Source organism: Promicromonospora kroppenstedtii (genome assembly GCF_044389675.1).
Taxonomy (GTDB): Bacteria; Actinomycetota; Actinomycetes; order Actinomycetales; family Cellulomonadaceae; genus Promicromonospora; species Promicromonospora kroppenstedtii.
Genome location: NZ_JBIRYI010000024.1, coordinates 1 through 13,447, shown reverse-complemented (window position 1 = coordinate 13,447; position 13,447 = coordinate 1). Strand labels below are relative to the sequence as shown.

Here is a 13,447-nt window from a genome sequence, read left to right as displayed (position 1 = left end):
GGGCCGGGTCACCCTTCGGTAGCGGCACCCCCGACCAAGGTCGGTGTCCGAGCCGGGTGCGCCGTGCGTAGTGTCCTCGGCATGACAGCCGACCCGCGGGACTGCCCGCCCGACGACGCCGTGCGCCCCCGTCCCCCGCGCGGCACGGTGGCGCTCGCCATGGTGCTGCTCGGGGTGCTGACCCTCGCGACGGTGCTGACCCGGCAGGCCACCGGCGGCGACGCGCTGCCCCTGGAGGTCCTGGACCTGGTGGTCGCGGTGCTGTCGCTGGCGCTGCTGCCCGTGATGTGGGCCCGCCGGTCGGTGCCCGTGGCGCTCGTCCTGGCCGCGCTGTCGGCGCTCTCGCCGGGCGCGACGCCGGCCGCGACGTCCGGGGTGCTGCAGATCGCCCGGTGGTCGCCGCTGCGCACCGCCGTCCTCGTCGCGGCGGCGAGCGCCGTGGCGCACGCGGTGCAGGGCCTCTGGCGGCCCCCGGCGTTCCCCTACGGCTGGTGGCTCCTGTGCGACGTCGCCGTCCACGCCGCGCTCCTGGGCTGGGGCGCCTACCTGCAGGCCCGCGCGCAGCTCCTCGCCGACCTGCGGGCCCGCGCCCGCCGCGCCGAGGCGGACCGCGAGCAGGCGCTGGAGGGCGCCCGGTCCGGGGAGCGCAACCGGATCGCCGCCGAGATGCACGACGCCCTGGGACACCGGCTGTCCCTGCTGGCCGCGACCGCGGGCGCCGTCGAGTACCGGCCCGACGCACCCCCGGAGCAGCTCGCGGCGGCGGCCGGGCGGGTGCGCACCGGCGCCGCCGAGGCCCTGGAGGACCTGCGCCGGCTGGTGCGGCTCCTGCGCGGCGGGGTGGACCAGCTCGCGCCGCCGCCCACGCTCCGCGACATCCCCGGCCTCGTGGACGCCGCCCGCTCCGTGGGCACCACCGTGGTGCTCGACCGGTCCGACGACCGGGCGACTGCCGGGCGGGACGACGCCGAGCCGTCGCCCCCGGTCGCGACCGCCGCCTACCGCGTGGTCCAGGAGGGCCTGACCAACGCCCGCCGGCACGCGCCGGGCGCCGGCGTCCGGGTCGCGGTGACGACGACGGCGGACGAGGTCCGGGTGGTCGTGGCCGACGACGGTCCCGCGCGCGCCGCGGCCGGTGAGCCCGGCACCGGGCTCGTCGGCCTGCGCGAACGCGTGGAACTGCTCGACGGCACGCTCGACGCGGGCCGCTCACCTGCTGGTTTCGTCCTGGAGGCGCGGATACCGTGGGCCTGATGGAGACCCGTCTCGTGATCGTCGACGACGACGCCCTTGTTCGCGCGGGACTGCGCCTCATGCTCGACGGCGCCGAGGGGATCCGGGTGGTCGGCGAGGCCGCCGACGGCGGGGACGTGCCGCAGGTGCTCGACGCGCACCCGGCCGACGTGGTGCTGATGGACCTGCGGATGCCGGGCGTCGACGGCATCGAGGCCACCCGCCGGGTGCGCGCCCGGCCGTCACCGCCCGCCGTCGTCGTGCTGACCACCTTCGACACCGACACCGAGGTGGTGGGCGCGCTGCGCGCCGGGGCGGCCGGCTACCTGCTCAAGGACATGCCACCGGCGCGGATCGCAGCGGCGGTCCGCGCGGCCGCGGGCGGCGAGCCGGTGCTCGCACCCGACATCGCCCGCCGCCTGATGGACACGGTCGCCGCCGGGGGCGGCGAGGCACGGGCGGCCCGCCAGGCCCTCGACCGGCTCACGGGCCGCGAGCGGGACGTCGCGGTCGAGATCGGCCGCGGCTCGTCCAACGCGGAGATCGGACGGCGCCTCTACCTCAGCGTCCCGACCGTGAAGGCACACGTCTCCAGCGTGCTGGTGAAGCTCGGCGTGGAGAACCGCACCCAGGTGGCGCTGCTGGTCCAGCAGGCCGGCGCGGCCTGACGCGGCCGGGCGCCGTCAGGTCCGCAGCCCCAGGAACTCGGCCACGCGGTCCGAAGCGGGCGCGGTGCGCAGCTCCCGCGGCGCGGCCACCTGGAGCAGCCGGCCCTGGTCCATGACGCCCACCCGGTCGGCCACCGCGGAGGCCTCGGCGTGGTCGTGCGTCACGAACACCGCCGTCGTCCCGGTCTCCACGAGCGCGGCTCGCACCTCGCCGGCCAGGCGTTCGCGGAGCTGCCGGTCGAGCGCCGACAGCGGCTCGTCGAGGAGCAGCAGCCGGGGCCGCGGTGCCAGAGCGCGCGCGAGGGCCACCCGCTGCTGCTCGCCGCCGGACAGGGTGGGTACCGACCGCTGCTCGTACCCGGCGAGACCCACGAGGTCCAGGAGGGCAGAGACCCGCTCGTCCCGCTCCTGACGGGTGAGCGGCAGGGTCTCCAGCCCGTAGGCGACGTTGCGCCGCACGTCCCGGTGCGGAAAGAGCTGCCCGTCCTGGAACATCAGCCCGAACCGGCGCTTGTGCACCGGCAGCCCGGCCAGGTCGGCGCCGTCGTACAGCACCCGCCCGCCGGCCAGCGGCTCCAGCCCGGCCACGGCCCGCAGCAGCGAGGACTTGCCGCAGCCGCTGGGCCCGAGCAGCGCCACCACCTCGCCGGGGTCGACGTCGAGCGTCACCCCGTCCACCGCCGTCGTGCCGCCGTACCGGACCGAGACGTCCCGGACCTCCAGCCCCGCCATCAGAACTCCCCTCCCGCGCGGTCGTCGCGCAGTCGCTCCGCCACCATCATCACGGTCGCGGTCAGCGCGGCCAGCACCACGGACGCCGCGAGCGCCATCCCGTAGTTCTCCGCCCCGGGCCGACCGATGAGCCGGTAGATCACCACCGGCAGGGTGGCGCCGTCGGGCCGCGCGAGGAACGACGTGGCGCCGAACTCGCCGAGCGACACCGCGAACGCGAACCCGGTGGCCAGCCCGACCGACCGCAGGGCGATCGGCAGGTCCACGGTGCGCAGCACGCGTCCCGGCCCGGAGCCCAGCACGGCGGCGACCTCGCGCAGGCGGGGGTCGATCGCCCGGAGCACCGGCAGCACGGTGCGCACCACGAGCGGCACGGCCACGACGGCCTGGGCCACCGGCACGAGCAGCCCGGAGGTGCGCAGGTCGAGGCCGAGCACCGGCTGGTCCATGGTGATCAGGAACCCGAAGCCGACGGTCACCGCGGACACGCCCAGGGGCAGCATGAACAGGCCGTCCAGCGTCCCGACGGCGCGGCGCGCCCCCACGGACCGCGGCCGGCGCGACACGACGAGGGCCACGAGACCGCCCACGACCAGCGCGATCACGGTGGCGGCCAGCGCGATCCGCAGTGAGGTGGCCGTGGCCTCCCAGACGGTGACGACCAGGGCGTTGCGCTCGCCGGTGGTGCCGAGCGCGAGGTAGTTGCCCGGCCCCCACGAGCCGTCGGGCTCGCGGAAGGAGCGGGCCACCAGGCCGGCCAGCGGCAGCACGATGAGCCCAGCGACGATCGTGACGCCCGCGAGCGCCGCGGCGACGTCGGCGGGCGAGCGCCAGGACAGGGGGCGGGCCGCACGGCGCGCCGAGACGAGGTGCAGGGCGGCCTCGCGGCGCCGCCGGGCCCGTGCGGAGACGGCGAGGGCGCCCGAGATGACCACGAGCTGCAGGATCGAGAGCACGGAGGCGGCCCGCAGGTCCAGGAACTGGGTGGTGCGGGTCCAGATCTCGGTCTCGATGGTCCCGTACCGCACGCCGCCGAGCACGAGCACCACCCCGAACGCGGTGGCGCAGAACAGGAAGACCACCGAGGCCGCGGAGGTGATCGCGGGTGCGAGCGAGGGCAGGGTGACGGTGCGGAAGACCCGGGCGGGCGCCGCACCGAGCGAGGCCGCGGCCTCCTCGGCGCGGGGGTCGAGCCGTTCCCACAGCCCGCCCACGGTGCGCACCACCACCGACACGTTGAAGAAGACGAGCGCGACGACGATCCCGGCGAGCGACTCCTCGAGCCCGAGGAACCCGAGGGTGCCGCCGGGCGCGAACAGCGCGCGGAACGCGACGCCGACCACCACCGCCGGCAGCACGAACGGGACCGTCACCAGCCCGCGCGCCAGGGTGCGCCCCGGGAACGCCCGCCGGTACAGGAGGTATGCGAGCGGCAGACCGAGCACCACCGAGAACGCCGTGCCGAGCACCGCCTGGGTGAGCGTGAGCCCCACGAGCCGCCAGGTGCGCGGCCGGGACAGCACCTCGGCGAAGCCGGTGAGGTCGAGCACGCCGTCGGGCACGAAACCCCGCACGACGAGCGCGACCACCGGCCACGCGAAGAAGACCGCGAGGAAGGCGAGGGGGACGACGACGGCCGCTCCCCACAGGAACGGTGCGAGCCGCGGCCGGTGCCGCCGGCTCAGGCTCAGCCCACGACTGTCTCGGTCCACCGTTCGATCCACTCGTCGCGGTGCTCGCTCACCCGGGCCGGGTCCACCTCGAACGGGGCCTCGGCCTGGGGCGCGAACTTCTGCCAGTCCTCGGGGAGCTCCACCGCGGAGTCGGCAGGGTACATGTACATCGACTCCGGCAGAGCGGCCTGGACGTCATGGGTGAGCAGGAAGTCCACCAGCGCCCGGGCGCCCTCGGGGTTGTCCGAGCCCGCGAGCACACCCGCGTACTCGACCTGCCGGAAGCAGGTCTCCAGCAGTGCGCTGGTGGTCGACTCCGAACCGTCCTCGCTCACCGTGAAGGCCGGCGACGTCGCGTACGACAGCGCGAGCGGACGCTCGCCGCCCTCGCCCGCACCCGAGAAGTCCACGTAGTAGGCGTCCTCCCAGGAGTCGGCGACCTTGACGCCGTTGTCCACCAGGGACGTCCAGTAGTCCTCGAACCCGTCCTCGCCGAACGCCCCGACGGTCGCCAGCAGGAACGCGAGACCCGGGGACGACGTCGCCGGGTTGGTCACCACGAGCAGGTCCTTGTACTGGGGGTCGGCGAGGTCCTCCAGGGTCTTCGGGACCTCGAGGCCGGACTTCTCGAACCAGGCGTCGTCGGCGTTCACGCACACGTCGCCCTGGTCGACGGGCGTGAGCGCCCCGCCGACCTGCTCGACACCCTCGGGCAGGTCGGCGGGCGTGTACTCCTCGACCACCCCGGCGTCCAGGGCGCGGGAGGCGAAGGTGTTGTCGATGCCGAAGACGGCGTCGCCGAGCGGCGCGTCCTTGGTCAGCACGAGCTGGTTCACCAGCGTGCCGGCATCACCCGCGGCGCTGACCTCGACGGTGGTGCCGGACTCCTGCTCGAACTGGTCGATCAGCTTCTCGTCGAGCGCCCACGAGTCGTGGGTCACGAGCGTGACGGTCCCGGTCTCGTCGCCCGCGCCCGACGCGCCGTCGCCGGAACCAGAGCCCGAGCAGCCCGCGAGCAGCAGCGCCGCTGACAGCGTGCCCGCGATCGTGCCGGTCGTGATGGTGCCCCTGTGGGCACCGGAAAGACGCAACATCGTGCCTCCGACTTCCTCCGCCGGTGTCAACCGGATCAGGTTCAAGGGTCTGCGGCTTTCCGCACTCTCAGCGCCGTGGGGGCGCTCCCCTGTCGTTTCCATGCAGCCTAGTCGGCCGCCGGGCGCTACGGTGAGGAGATGGCCCAGATTGAGACGGAACAGACACTCGGCGAGAAGGTCGGCACCCTCGCCCTGACGATCGCGGCCGGCTGGGTCGCTCAGAAGGCGGTCAGCATGATCTGGAAGGGCGTGACGGGTAACGACGCGCCCAACAAGCCCGACGACCCGGAGCTGGACCTGCTCCAGGCGACCGTGTTCGCGGCCGTCGCGGCCGGTACCGCAGTGTTCGCCAAGCGGATCGCGGCCAAGGGTGCGCACCGAGCCGCCGTGCGGATCGCCGCCCGCCGCTCCGCCGTGTGAGGGCATGACACCCTGGTGCCGTGAGCTTCACGCACCTTGACGACCGCGGCCAGGCCCGCATGGTCGATGTCACCGCAAAGCAGCCGACCATCCGCTCGGCCACGGCCTCCGGCCTGGTCCGCTGTGCCCCCGCCGTGGTCCAGGCGCTGCGCGACAACGCCGTGCCCAAGGGCGACGTGCTGGCCGTGGCCCGGATCGCGGGCATCGCGGCCGCCAAGCGGACGCCCGAGCTGCTGCCGCTGGCCCACGTGATCGGCGTGCACGGCGCGGCGGTCGACCTCGAGGTCACCGACGACGGCGTCGTGGTCACCGCGACCGTCCGGACCGCCGACCGCACGGGCGTCGAGATGGAGGCCCTGACGGCGGTGTCCGTGGCGGGCCTGGCCGTGATCGACATGGTCAAGGGGCTGGACAAGTCGGTCTCGCTCGCGGACGTGCGTCTGGAGCGCAAGACCGGCGGCAAGTCGGGCGACTGGGTGCGTACCCAGTGATCACGGTCCGCTACTTCGCCGGCGCCCGCGAGGCCGCCGGGCGCGCCACCGAACAGCTCGACGGGCCGACGTCGGTCGCGGCCCTGCGCGGCGCCCTCGCCGCCGCCCACCCGGGCCTGATCACGGTGCTCCCGCGGTGCGCGCTGCTGGTCGCGGGCGCCCGCACCACGGCCGACGATGCCCCGGTGCCGGACGGCGTCACGGTCGACGTGCTGCCGCCCTTCGCGGGCGGCTGACGCGCCGCGGCCACCGAGCCGCTGCTGAACCCCCGGCTACGCCGCCGGGGCAGGATGGTCGCCGCCCGCGAGCTGGGACCGGACGTGCGGCCACAGGGCGAGCACCACGTCGAGGCCGTCCCGCACTCCCCCGGACGACCCGGGCAGGTTCACCACGAGCGCACGCGTGCCGCCGGATCCGCGGGCCACACCCACCAGCCCGCGTGACAGGACGGCGGTGGGGATCCCCGTATCGACCCCCCGCTGCCGGACGGCGTCGGCGACGCCCGGGACCTCGTAGTCCAGCACCTCGCGCGTGCCCTCGGGGGTGAGGTCCCGGGGCGTGATGCCCGTGCCCCCGGTGGTGAGCACCAGACGCGCGCCGGCGTCGAGCGCGGTCCGCAGCACGTCACGGACCGGCTCGACGCCGTCGGGCACGAGGTGGGTGACCAGGTCCGTGAACCCCGCCTCCCGCAGAACCCGCACCGCGGCGGGGCCGGAACGGTCCTCGGCCTCGCCGCGGGCGCATCGGTCGGAGACGGTGATCACCGCGACCTGGTCGGACGTCATGCCGACACGCTATCGGCCTCCGGCTCCTGCGCCTTCTCGGGCGCGGGCTCGAGGGCCGCGGCGTTGCGGTGCGCCCGCACGGACCAGGCGACGGCGGCGGCCCAGCCCAGCCAGATCACCACGTAGACCGGGATCTTCACGGCGTCGGAGGCAGCGATCCAGTCGCTGTTGAGCAGCGTGCGCGAGTTGGTGAGCACGATGACGCCGCCCACGAGCGAGCCCAGGATGCGCGGCGGCACCAGGCGCACCAGCCAGGCCGCGATCGGCGCCGCGATCAGGCCGCCGATGAGCAGGGCGAGCACCCAGGTGAAGTCGATGCCCTCGCCGGAGAGGCCGACGAAGAAGCCGACGCTGGCGGCCACGGCCACCAGGAACTCGCTGGTGTCGATCGAGCCGATCACCTTGCGCGGCTCGAGGCGGCCGCTCGCGAGGATGGCGGGCGTGCCGACCGGGCCCCAGCCGCCACCACCGGTGGCGTCGAAGAAGCCGGCCACCAGGCCGAGGGGTGCGAGGAACCGCTTGCGGAGCGGCTTGTCCGAGCGGGTCGGCAGGCCCTGCACCGTGAAGCGCAGCAGCACGTAGAGGCCCAGCGCGAGCAGGATCACCGACATGACCGGTCCCGCGACCTCCGTCGACAGCGACGAGAGGAACGTGGCGCCGGCGAACGCGCCGATCGCGCCGGGGATACCGATCTTGGCGACGACCTTCCAGTCCACGTTGCCGAAGCGCCAGTGGGAGGCGCCGGACGCAAGCGTCGTGCCGATCTCGGCGAGGTGCACGGTGGCCGATGCCGCGGCGGGGTTCGTGCCGATGGCCAGCAGCAACGTCGTGGAGGTGACGCCGTAGGCCATGCCCAGACTTCCGTCCACCAGCTGTGCGCCGAGGCCGACGAGCGCCAGCAGGATCAGGGTTCTCATGGTCGTGACCTTCCAGGTCCGGGGGGATACGACACGAGGCCCTGCACGATCGGGCCCCCTGCCAAGGTATCCACCTAACCCGGTCGGAAACAATGCCCATCTCACAGGTCGGATAAGTAGGTATGGAAACCAGGGTGAAAGTCCTCCGCCCGCTCAGAGTTCAGCCGGGCACCGGCCGCCCCGCGAGACGCCGGCCGCCCTGGGAGATCAGGAGTTGGACCAGGCCGACTCGCCCTCGGTCAGGGCGCGCACCTCGTCCGGCAGCGATCCGCTGACCAGGTCCGCGAGGGTGACCGTCTCCAGCACCGCGCGGACGTTGGCCCGCAGGGCCACCCACACGTGCAGCAACGGCGCTGCCGCACCCTGGAACTCCAGGTCGGACGGGCGGTTGCCGCGCACGAAGACCAGCGGCCCGTCCACGGCCCGCACCACGTCGGCGATGGTGATCGCATCGGCGGGCCGGGCCAGGCGGTACCCGCCGCCGGCGCCGCGGTGGCTCGTCACGAGGCCGTCGCGACGCAGATCGCTCAGGATCCCCTCCAGAAAGCGGTGCGGGATGTCCTGCGCCCGGGCCAGGGACTCGGCGCGGACGGGCCCGTCGTGGTCGGCGGCCGCCAGCTCGGCAGCTGCCCGGACGGCGTAGTCGGCTCGTGCGGAGATCCTCATGGGTCCATTCTCCCCCGCCCATCGGACCGAACCGCCTCGACTCCGCAGATCAGGACAAGAACCCAGCATCAATGCGTGATCGCGGTGCTAACATCCAATTCGTGCCGCACATGAGGATTCGGGAGGCCGCCGCCTATCTCGGCGTCAGCGACGACACGGTGCGTCGCTGGATCGACCGCGGCCTACTGGGCGCCCGCACGGACGACGCCGGCCGCAAGGTGGTCGACGGCTACGAGGTCGCCATGGTCGCCCGGGACCACGCGTCGCCGCCGCGCCTGCCGCCGGGGTTGCGCAGCTCGGCCCGCAACCGGTTCGTGGGCCTGGTCACCGACATCAGGGCCGACGCCGTCATGGCGCAGGTCGAGCTGCAGTGCGGCCCGTTCCGTGTGGTCTCGCTGATGAGCAGCGAGGCGGTGCGCGACCTCGGCCTGGAGCCGGGATCGGTGGCGGTGGCGGTCATCAAGTCGACCAACGTCGTCATCGAGACCGAGAACCAGAGGGGATCCGCATGACCGGGTACACGCACAGGGGCCGGGCGTCGGCCCGGATCGTCGCCGCCGGCTCCGTCGGCCTGCTGGCGGCCGGCGCCCTGACGGCGTGCGGCGCGAGTTCCGGGGTGGGCGGGACGTCCGACGCGGACGGCGCCGCGGACCGGACGCTGACCGTCTACGCGGCCGCGTCACTGACGAGTACGTTCGAGCAGATCGCGGAGGACTTCGAGGCCGCACACGACGGCGTCGACGTGAAGCTGTCGTTCGCCGGCTCGTCCGACCTCGTGGCGCAGATCCAGCAGGGTGCCCCGGCCGACGTCCTCGCCTCGGCGGACACCGCGAACATGGACAAGATCGTCGCGGACGACCTGCAGGCGGGAACGCCCACCGACTTCGCCTCCAACGCCCTGATGATCGCGGTCCCGCCGGGCCACCCGGCCGACGTCGCCTCACTCGCCGACCTGGCCGACGACGACGTGCGCCTCGTCGTCTGCGCGCCCGAGGTGCCGTGCGGGGCCGCGACCGAACGGGTCGAGGAAGCCGCCGGTCTGACGTTCGCTCCGGTCAGCGAGGAGCAGAGCGTCACCGACGTGCTGAACAAGGTGATCACCGGCGAGGCGGACGCCGGCCTGGTCTACGTGACCGACGTCCGCGGCGCGGGTGACAAGGTCGAGGGCATCGAGCTCCCCGAGTCGGACAGCGCGGTCAACGTGTACCCGATCGTCGCCCTCGAGCAGAGCCCGGAGCCCGAGCTCGCCCAGGAGTTCGTCGACGCCGTGCTGGACCAGGACGGGCAGCGGGTGCTGAGCGACGCGGGATTCGCGGCACCATGATTCCCCGCTGGGTCGCCACCGTCGCGGCGGTGGGGGCGCTCCTGGTGGTGCTCCCCCTCGCGACGATGGCGGCCCGCGTCAACTGGGCCGATTTCTGGACCCTGATCACCAGCGAGTCCTCGGTGGCGGCGCTGCTGCTGAGCCTGCGCACGTCCACGGTGAGCACGCTGCTCTGCCTGGTGGTCGGTGTGCCACTGGCGCTCGTCCTGGCCCGGGCCCGCTTCGCGGGGATCGACCTGTTGCGGTCCCTGGTGCTGGTCCCGCTCGTGCTGCCGCCCGTCGTCGGCGGCATCGCGCTGCTGTACACGTTCGGGCGCCGCGGGCTGCTCGGTGAGTCCCTGGAGCTGGCGGGCATCCAGATCGCGTTCTCCACGGCCGCCGTCGTCCTGGCGCAGACGTTCGTTGCGCTGCCGTTCCTCGTGATCAGCCTGGAGGGCGCCGTCCGCACGGCCGGCACGCGGTACGACGTCGTCGCGGCCACCCTGGGCGCACGGCCCACCACGGTCCTGTTCCGCGTCACGCTGCCCCTGGTCTGGCCGGGCCTGTTGTCCGGGACCGTGCTGTCGTTCGCCCGGTGCCTGGGCGAGTTCGGCGCGACGATCACGTTCGCGGGCAGCCTGCAGGGTGTCACGCGCACCCTCCCGCTGGAGATCTACCTGCAGCGGGAGACCGACCCTGACGCCGCCGTCGCCCTGTCGTTCGTGCTGGTGGCGGTGGCGGTGCTCGTGATCGGCCTGACCCGGAGCAGCAGGAGCGCACTGTGAGCCTCTCCCTGTCGGCACACCTGCCCGAACGCGACGTCCAGGTCGACCTCGAGGTCGCCGACGGCGAGACCGTGGCCCTGCTCGGCCCCAACGGCGCCGGCAAGTCCACGCTGCTCGCGATCGCCGCCGGGCTCCTGCGCCCGCAGGACGGCCGCGTGACCCTCCACGATCGCACCCTCACCCACGTCGAGGGCGGCCGCACCCACACCTGGGTTCCACCGCACGCGCGCCAGGTGGCCCTGCTGGCGCAGGACCCGCTGCTCTTCCCCCACCTCTCGGTGCGGCACAACATCGCGTTCGGCCCGCGCTCCCGCGGCGCCTCCCGCCGCACGGCAGCCCTGGAGGCCGATTGCTGGCTGGACCGCATCGGCCTGCCCGACCTCGGCGAACGCCGCCCGTCAGCCGTGTCAGGCGGGCAGGCCCAGCGCGTCGCCGTGGCCCGGGCCCTGGCTGCCGAGCCGCGTCTGCTGCTGCTCGACGAGCCCATGGCCGCCCTGGACGTGGACGTCACACCGGCGCTACGGCACCTGCTCCGGGAGGTCCTCGCCGACCGCACGGTCGTCATCGCGACGCACGACGTCCTGGACGCGCTGCTGCTCGCCGACCGCGTCGTCGTGCTCGACTGCGGCCGCGTCGTCGAGCACGGGCCCACCCGCGAGGTGCTGTCCCGGCCGCGGAGCGCCTTCGCCGCTCGCATCGCGGGCCTGAACATCACCTCGGGCACCTGGTCCGCCGACGACGACGCCGTCCGCACCACCACCGGCGACCTGGTCCACGGCCGCCTGCACGACGACGGCGGGGGCGCCGAGCGAGCCGACCGTGCTGATCGCGGCGTCCCGGTCGCGGGGACGCCGATGGTCGCCGCGTTCCGGCCCGCGACCGTCTCGGTGTTCCCCGCGCGTGCGACCGGTTCGCCGCGCAACTCCTGGCCTGTGACCGTCACCGCCCTCGAACCTCAGGGCGACCTGGTCCGGGTCCGGGCGGGCCGGCTCAGCGCGGACATCACCCCACAGGCCGCGGCCGACCTCGCGATCACGCCGGGCGACGAGGTGTGGTTCACCGTCAAGGCGACCGAGGTCGACCTGTACCCGGCGTGATCGCTGGGTACGTGTGCTCCGTGACGGGTGTGCGGTCCAGGCCCTGACTCGCCGTCGGCTCCGACTCCCGTCAGGCCAGCATCTGGCCGGCCTGCCGCGCCGAGGCAGCGAACGAGCCCGTGAGCGGCAGCTCCGGCAGGATCACGGCCTGCGCCGCGTGGTAGACGTCCGGCTTGCCCACCCAGGTGAGGCCGGAGGGCCGGTTCTCGGTGTCGAGCTCGTGGTGCCAGGAGCCGTGCTCGCCGTCGACGAGGTACTCCCGGATCCAGGCCCACCACTCGCGCTCGAGCTCGGTGTAGCGGGCGTCCCCGGTGACGCGGCCCAGCACGTTGGCCGTGGCGGCGCCCTCAGCGGCGACCCAGTGGAAGCGGCGGGGCTCGACGGGTGTACCGGACCAGTCCGTCGTGTAGACGAAGCCGCCCCCGCCCTGCGCGTCCCAGCCGTCCTCGACCGCCCGGTCGAAGAGCGCGGCGGCGGCCGCTGTGCGTACGCCAGGAGTGTTCGCCTCGGCGTCGATCTGCAGCAGCAGGCGGGCCCACTCGAGCCCGTGGCCGGGCGTGGCGCCGTACGGCTTGAACTGGTCGCGCGGCCGGTCGGCGTTGTACTCCAGCAGCGGGTTCCAGTCGGCGTCGAAGTGCTCGGGGATCCGCCAGTCGTTGGCCTCCGCCCAGCTCACGACCCGGTCGCCGATGGCCGACGCGCGCTCCAGCCACAGGGCGTCCCCGGTCGCGGCATGGGCCGCGAGCAGCGCCTCGACGGAGTGCATGTTCGCGTTCACGCCGCGGTAGTCCGACGCGGTGGACCAGTCCCGCGACCGCTCGTCGAGGTGCAGGTTCCGCTCGGGCTCCCAGAACCGCGCGTCCAGTACAGCGAGGGCGTTTGTGAGCAGCTCGGAGGCGCCCGCGATGCCGGCCACCTTGCCGGTCGAGGCAGCCAGCACGACGAACGCGTGCGCGTACGCCTCCTTGGTCCCGATCAGCTCGTCGCCCTCGCCGCGTGCGGCGAGCCAGCCGCCGAACTCGGCGTCGGCCAGCACCTCCCGCAGCCCGGCGATCGCACGTGTCGCGTACTGCTCGGCCCCGCTCACCCCCAGCAGGTGCCCGACGGCGAAGGTGTGCGCCATGCGCGCGGTGATCCAGGTCTCGACCGGGTGCGAGTCATCGGGGTGCCCCTCGTCGTCGAGCCAGCAAGCAGCGCCGTCCGTACGGATCGAGGCCTCGGCGAACCGCAGTAGCGACACAAAGTGCTCGCGACGCCACGCCGCCTCGGTGCTGCTTGCGGGCTGGGTGCTGGTGGAGCCCGCGGCAGTGCGGGTCGAGTCTGCGTTCACACCGCCACGATAGCCGCGGCCGCTGCGCGGCCGACAACCGGCGCACATGCCGGACGCCGGCATGTGCCGTGCTGTTGGGCATCGCATGCCGACGCCGAGAGATTGTTCCGGGAATGCAGGTAGGGGGTGGAGTGACAACCCCGTCAAGGATTATCACTCCACCCCCTCCTGGGAATGGTTGTCCGGCGGCGTCCTACTCTCCCACCCCGTCACCAGGGCAGTACCATCGGCGCTGTGGGGCTAAGCTTCCGGG

Annotated in this window: 16 protein-coding genes and 1 riboswitch; of the genes, 9 read left to right on the top strand and 7 right to left on the bottom strand. The window is 73.9% G+C overall.

Annotated elements, in window-relative coordinates; all coding sequences use genetic code 11:
• The first annotated feature begins 81 nt into the window (after nucleotides 1–81).
• Nucleotides 82–1,254 carry a sensor histidine kinase gene (locus tag ACH47X_RS25850; RefSeq protein ID WP_397408159.1) on the top strand — a complete coding sequence of 391 codons (1,173 nt, stop codon included), beginning with the start codon at nucleotides 82–84 and terminating at the stop codon, nucleotides 1,252–1,254.
• Nucleotides 1,254–1,901, top strand: a complete 648-nt coding sequence (locus ACH47X_RS25845) for a response regulator (RefSeq protein WP_142040942.1) — start codon at nucleotides 1,254–1,256, stop codon at nucleotides 1,899–1,901. The genes ACH47X_RS25850 and ACH47X_RS25845 overlap by 1 nt, the downstream gene beginning before the upstream one ends.
• A gap of 15 nt (nucleotides 1,902–1,916) precedes the next feature.
• Here ACH47X_RS25845 and ACH47X_RS25840 read toward each other — a convergent pair whose 3' ends face one another.
• The 3 genes from ACH47X_RS25840 to ACH47X_RS25830 all read right to left on the bottom strand — a co-directional run bounded on the left by ACH47X_RS25840 (nucleotide 1,917) and on the right by ACH47X_RS25830 (nucleotide 5,400).
• On the bottom strand, nucleotides 1,917–2,633 hold the full coding sequence (locus ACH47X_RS25840) for an ABC transporter ATP-binding protein (RefSeq protein ID WP_397408156.1): 717 nt from the start codon (nucleotides 2,631–2,633) through the stop codon (nucleotides 1,917–1,919).
• Nucleotides 2,633–4,324, bottom strand: coding sequence for an ABC transporter permease (locus tag ACH47X_RS25835; RefSeq protein WP_397408234.1), 1,692 nt, complete (start codon nucleotides 4,322–4,324; stop codon nucleotides 2,633–2,635). The genes ACH47X_RS25840 and ACH47X_RS25835 overlap by 1 nt, the downstream gene beginning before the upstream one ends.
• On the bottom strand, nucleotides 4,321–5,400 hold the full coding sequence (locus ACH47X_RS25830; protein WP_397408154.1) for a thiamine ABC transporter substrate binding subunit: 1,080 nt from the start codon (nucleotides 5,398–5,400) through the stop codon (nucleotides 4,321–4,323). The genes ACH47X_RS25835 and ACH47X_RS25830 overlap by 4 nt, the downstream gene beginning before the upstream one ends.
• Nucleotides 5,396–5,501, bottom strand: a riboswitch (TPP riboswitch). Its footprint overlaps the gene before it by 5 nt.
• Before the next feature lie 37 nt (nucleotides 5,502–5,538).
• On the opposite strand from ACH47X_RS25830, the gene ACH47X_RS25825 reads away from it, so the two are divergent.
• From ACH47X_RS25825 to ACH47X_RS25815, 3 genes are read left to right on the top strand one after another with little or no spacing between them, the layout of a single operon-like run.
• On the top strand, nucleotides 5,539–5,820 hold the full coding sequence (locus tag ACH47X_RS25825; RefSeq protein ID WP_036958858.1) for a DUF4235 domain-containing protein: 282 nt from the start codon (nucleotides 5,539–5,541) through the stop codon (nucleotides 5,818–5,820).
• A 20-nt stretch (nucleotides 5,821–5,840) separates the two neighbouring features.
• A complete protein-coding gene (gene moaC, locus ACH47X_RS25820; protein ID WP_397408152.1) occupies nucleotides 5,841–6,311 on the top strand; it encodes a cyclic pyranopterin monophosphate synthase MoaC in 471 nt (156 codons plus the stop codon).
• Nucleotides 6,308–6,547 carry a MoaD/ThiS family protein gene (locus ACH47X_RS25815; RefSeq protein ID WP_397408150.1) on the top strand — a complete coding sequence of 80 codons (240 nt, stop codon included), beginning with the start codon at nucleotides 6,308–6,310 and terminating at the stop codon, nucleotides 6,545–6,547. The genes moaC and ACH47X_RS25815 overlap by 4 nt, the downstream gene beginning before the upstream one ends.
• A 36-nt stretch (nucleotides 6,548–6,583) precedes the next feature.
• On the opposite strand, the gene ACH47X_RS25810 is transcribed toward ACH47X_RS25815, so the two are convergent.
• From ACH47X_RS25810 to ACH47X_RS25800, 3 genes are all read right to left on the bottom strand, one after another.
• Nucleotides 6,584–7,096 (bottom strand): molybdenum cofactor biosynthesis protein B, encoded by a 513-nt coding sequence (locus ACH47X_RS25810; RefSeq protein WP_397408149.1) that lies wholly within the window; start codon nucleotides 7,094–7,096, stop codon nucleotides 6,584–6,586.
• Complete coding sequence (locus ACH47X_RS25805) at nucleotides 7,093–8,013, bottom strand: sulfite exporter TauE/SafE family protein (protein WP_397408147.1); 921 nt, start codon at nucleotides 8,011–8,013, stop codon at nucleotides 7,093–7,095. The genes ACH47X_RS25810 and ACH47X_RS25805 overlap by 4 nt, the downstream gene beginning before the upstream one ends.
• Before the next feature lie 207 nt (nucleotides 8,014–8,220).
• A complete protein-coding gene (locus ACH47X_RS25800; RefSeq protein ID WP_020017752.1) occupies nucleotides 8,221–8,679 on the bottom strand; it encodes an RrF2 family transcriptional regulator in 459 nt (152 codons plus the stop codon).
• A gap of 101 nt (nucleotides 8,680–8,780) precedes the next feature.
• On the opposite strand from ACH47X_RS25800, the gene ACH47X_RS25795 reads away from it, so the two are divergent.
• From ACH47X_RS25795 to ACH47X_RS25780, 4 genes are read left to right on the top strand one after another with little or no spacing between them, the layout of a single operon-like run.
• Nucleotides 8,781–9,191, top strand: a complete 411-nt coding sequence (locus tag ACH47X_RS25795; protein ID WP_397408145.1) for a molybdopterin-binding protein — start codon at nucleotides 8,781–8,783, stop codon at nucleotides 9,189–9,191.
• On the top strand, nucleotides 9,188–10,003 hold the full coding sequence (gene modA, locus ACH47X_RS25790) for a molybdate ABC transporter substrate-binding protein (protein WP_397408144.1): 816 nt from the start codon (nucleotides 9,188–9,190) through the stop codon (nucleotides 10,001–10,003). The genes ACH47X_RS25795 and modA overlap by 4 nt, the downstream gene beginning before the upstream one ends.
• Nucleotides 10,000–10,767 (top strand): ABC transporter permease, encoded by a 768-nt coding sequence (locus ACH47X_RS25785; protein WP_397408142.1) that lies wholly within the window; start codon nucleotides 10,000–10,002, stop codon nucleotides 10,765–10,767. Before modA ends, ACH47X_RS25785 begins: the two co-directional genes overlap by 4 nt.
• Complete coding sequence (locus tag ACH47X_RS25780) at nucleotides 10,764–11,864, top strand: sulfate/molybdate ABC transporter ATP-binding protein (RefSeq protein ID WP_397408140.1); 1,101 nt, start codon at nucleotides 10,764–10,766, stop codon at nucleotides 11,862–11,864. The genes ACH47X_RS25785 and ACH47X_RS25780 overlap by 4 nt, the downstream gene beginning before the upstream one ends.
• A gap of 70 nt (nucleotides 11,865–11,934) precedes the next feature.
• On the opposite strand, the gene ACH47X_RS25775 is transcribed toward ACH47X_RS25780, so the two are convergent.
• Nucleotides 11,935–13,194 carry an AGE family epimerase/isomerase gene (locus ACH47X_RS25775; RefSeq protein ID WP_397408138.1) on the bottom strand — a complete coding sequence of 420 codons (1,260 nt, stop codon included), beginning with the start codon at nucleotides 13,192–13,194 and terminating at the stop codon, nucleotides 11,935–11,937.
• Nucleotides 13,195–13,447: the final 253 nt, after the last annotated feature.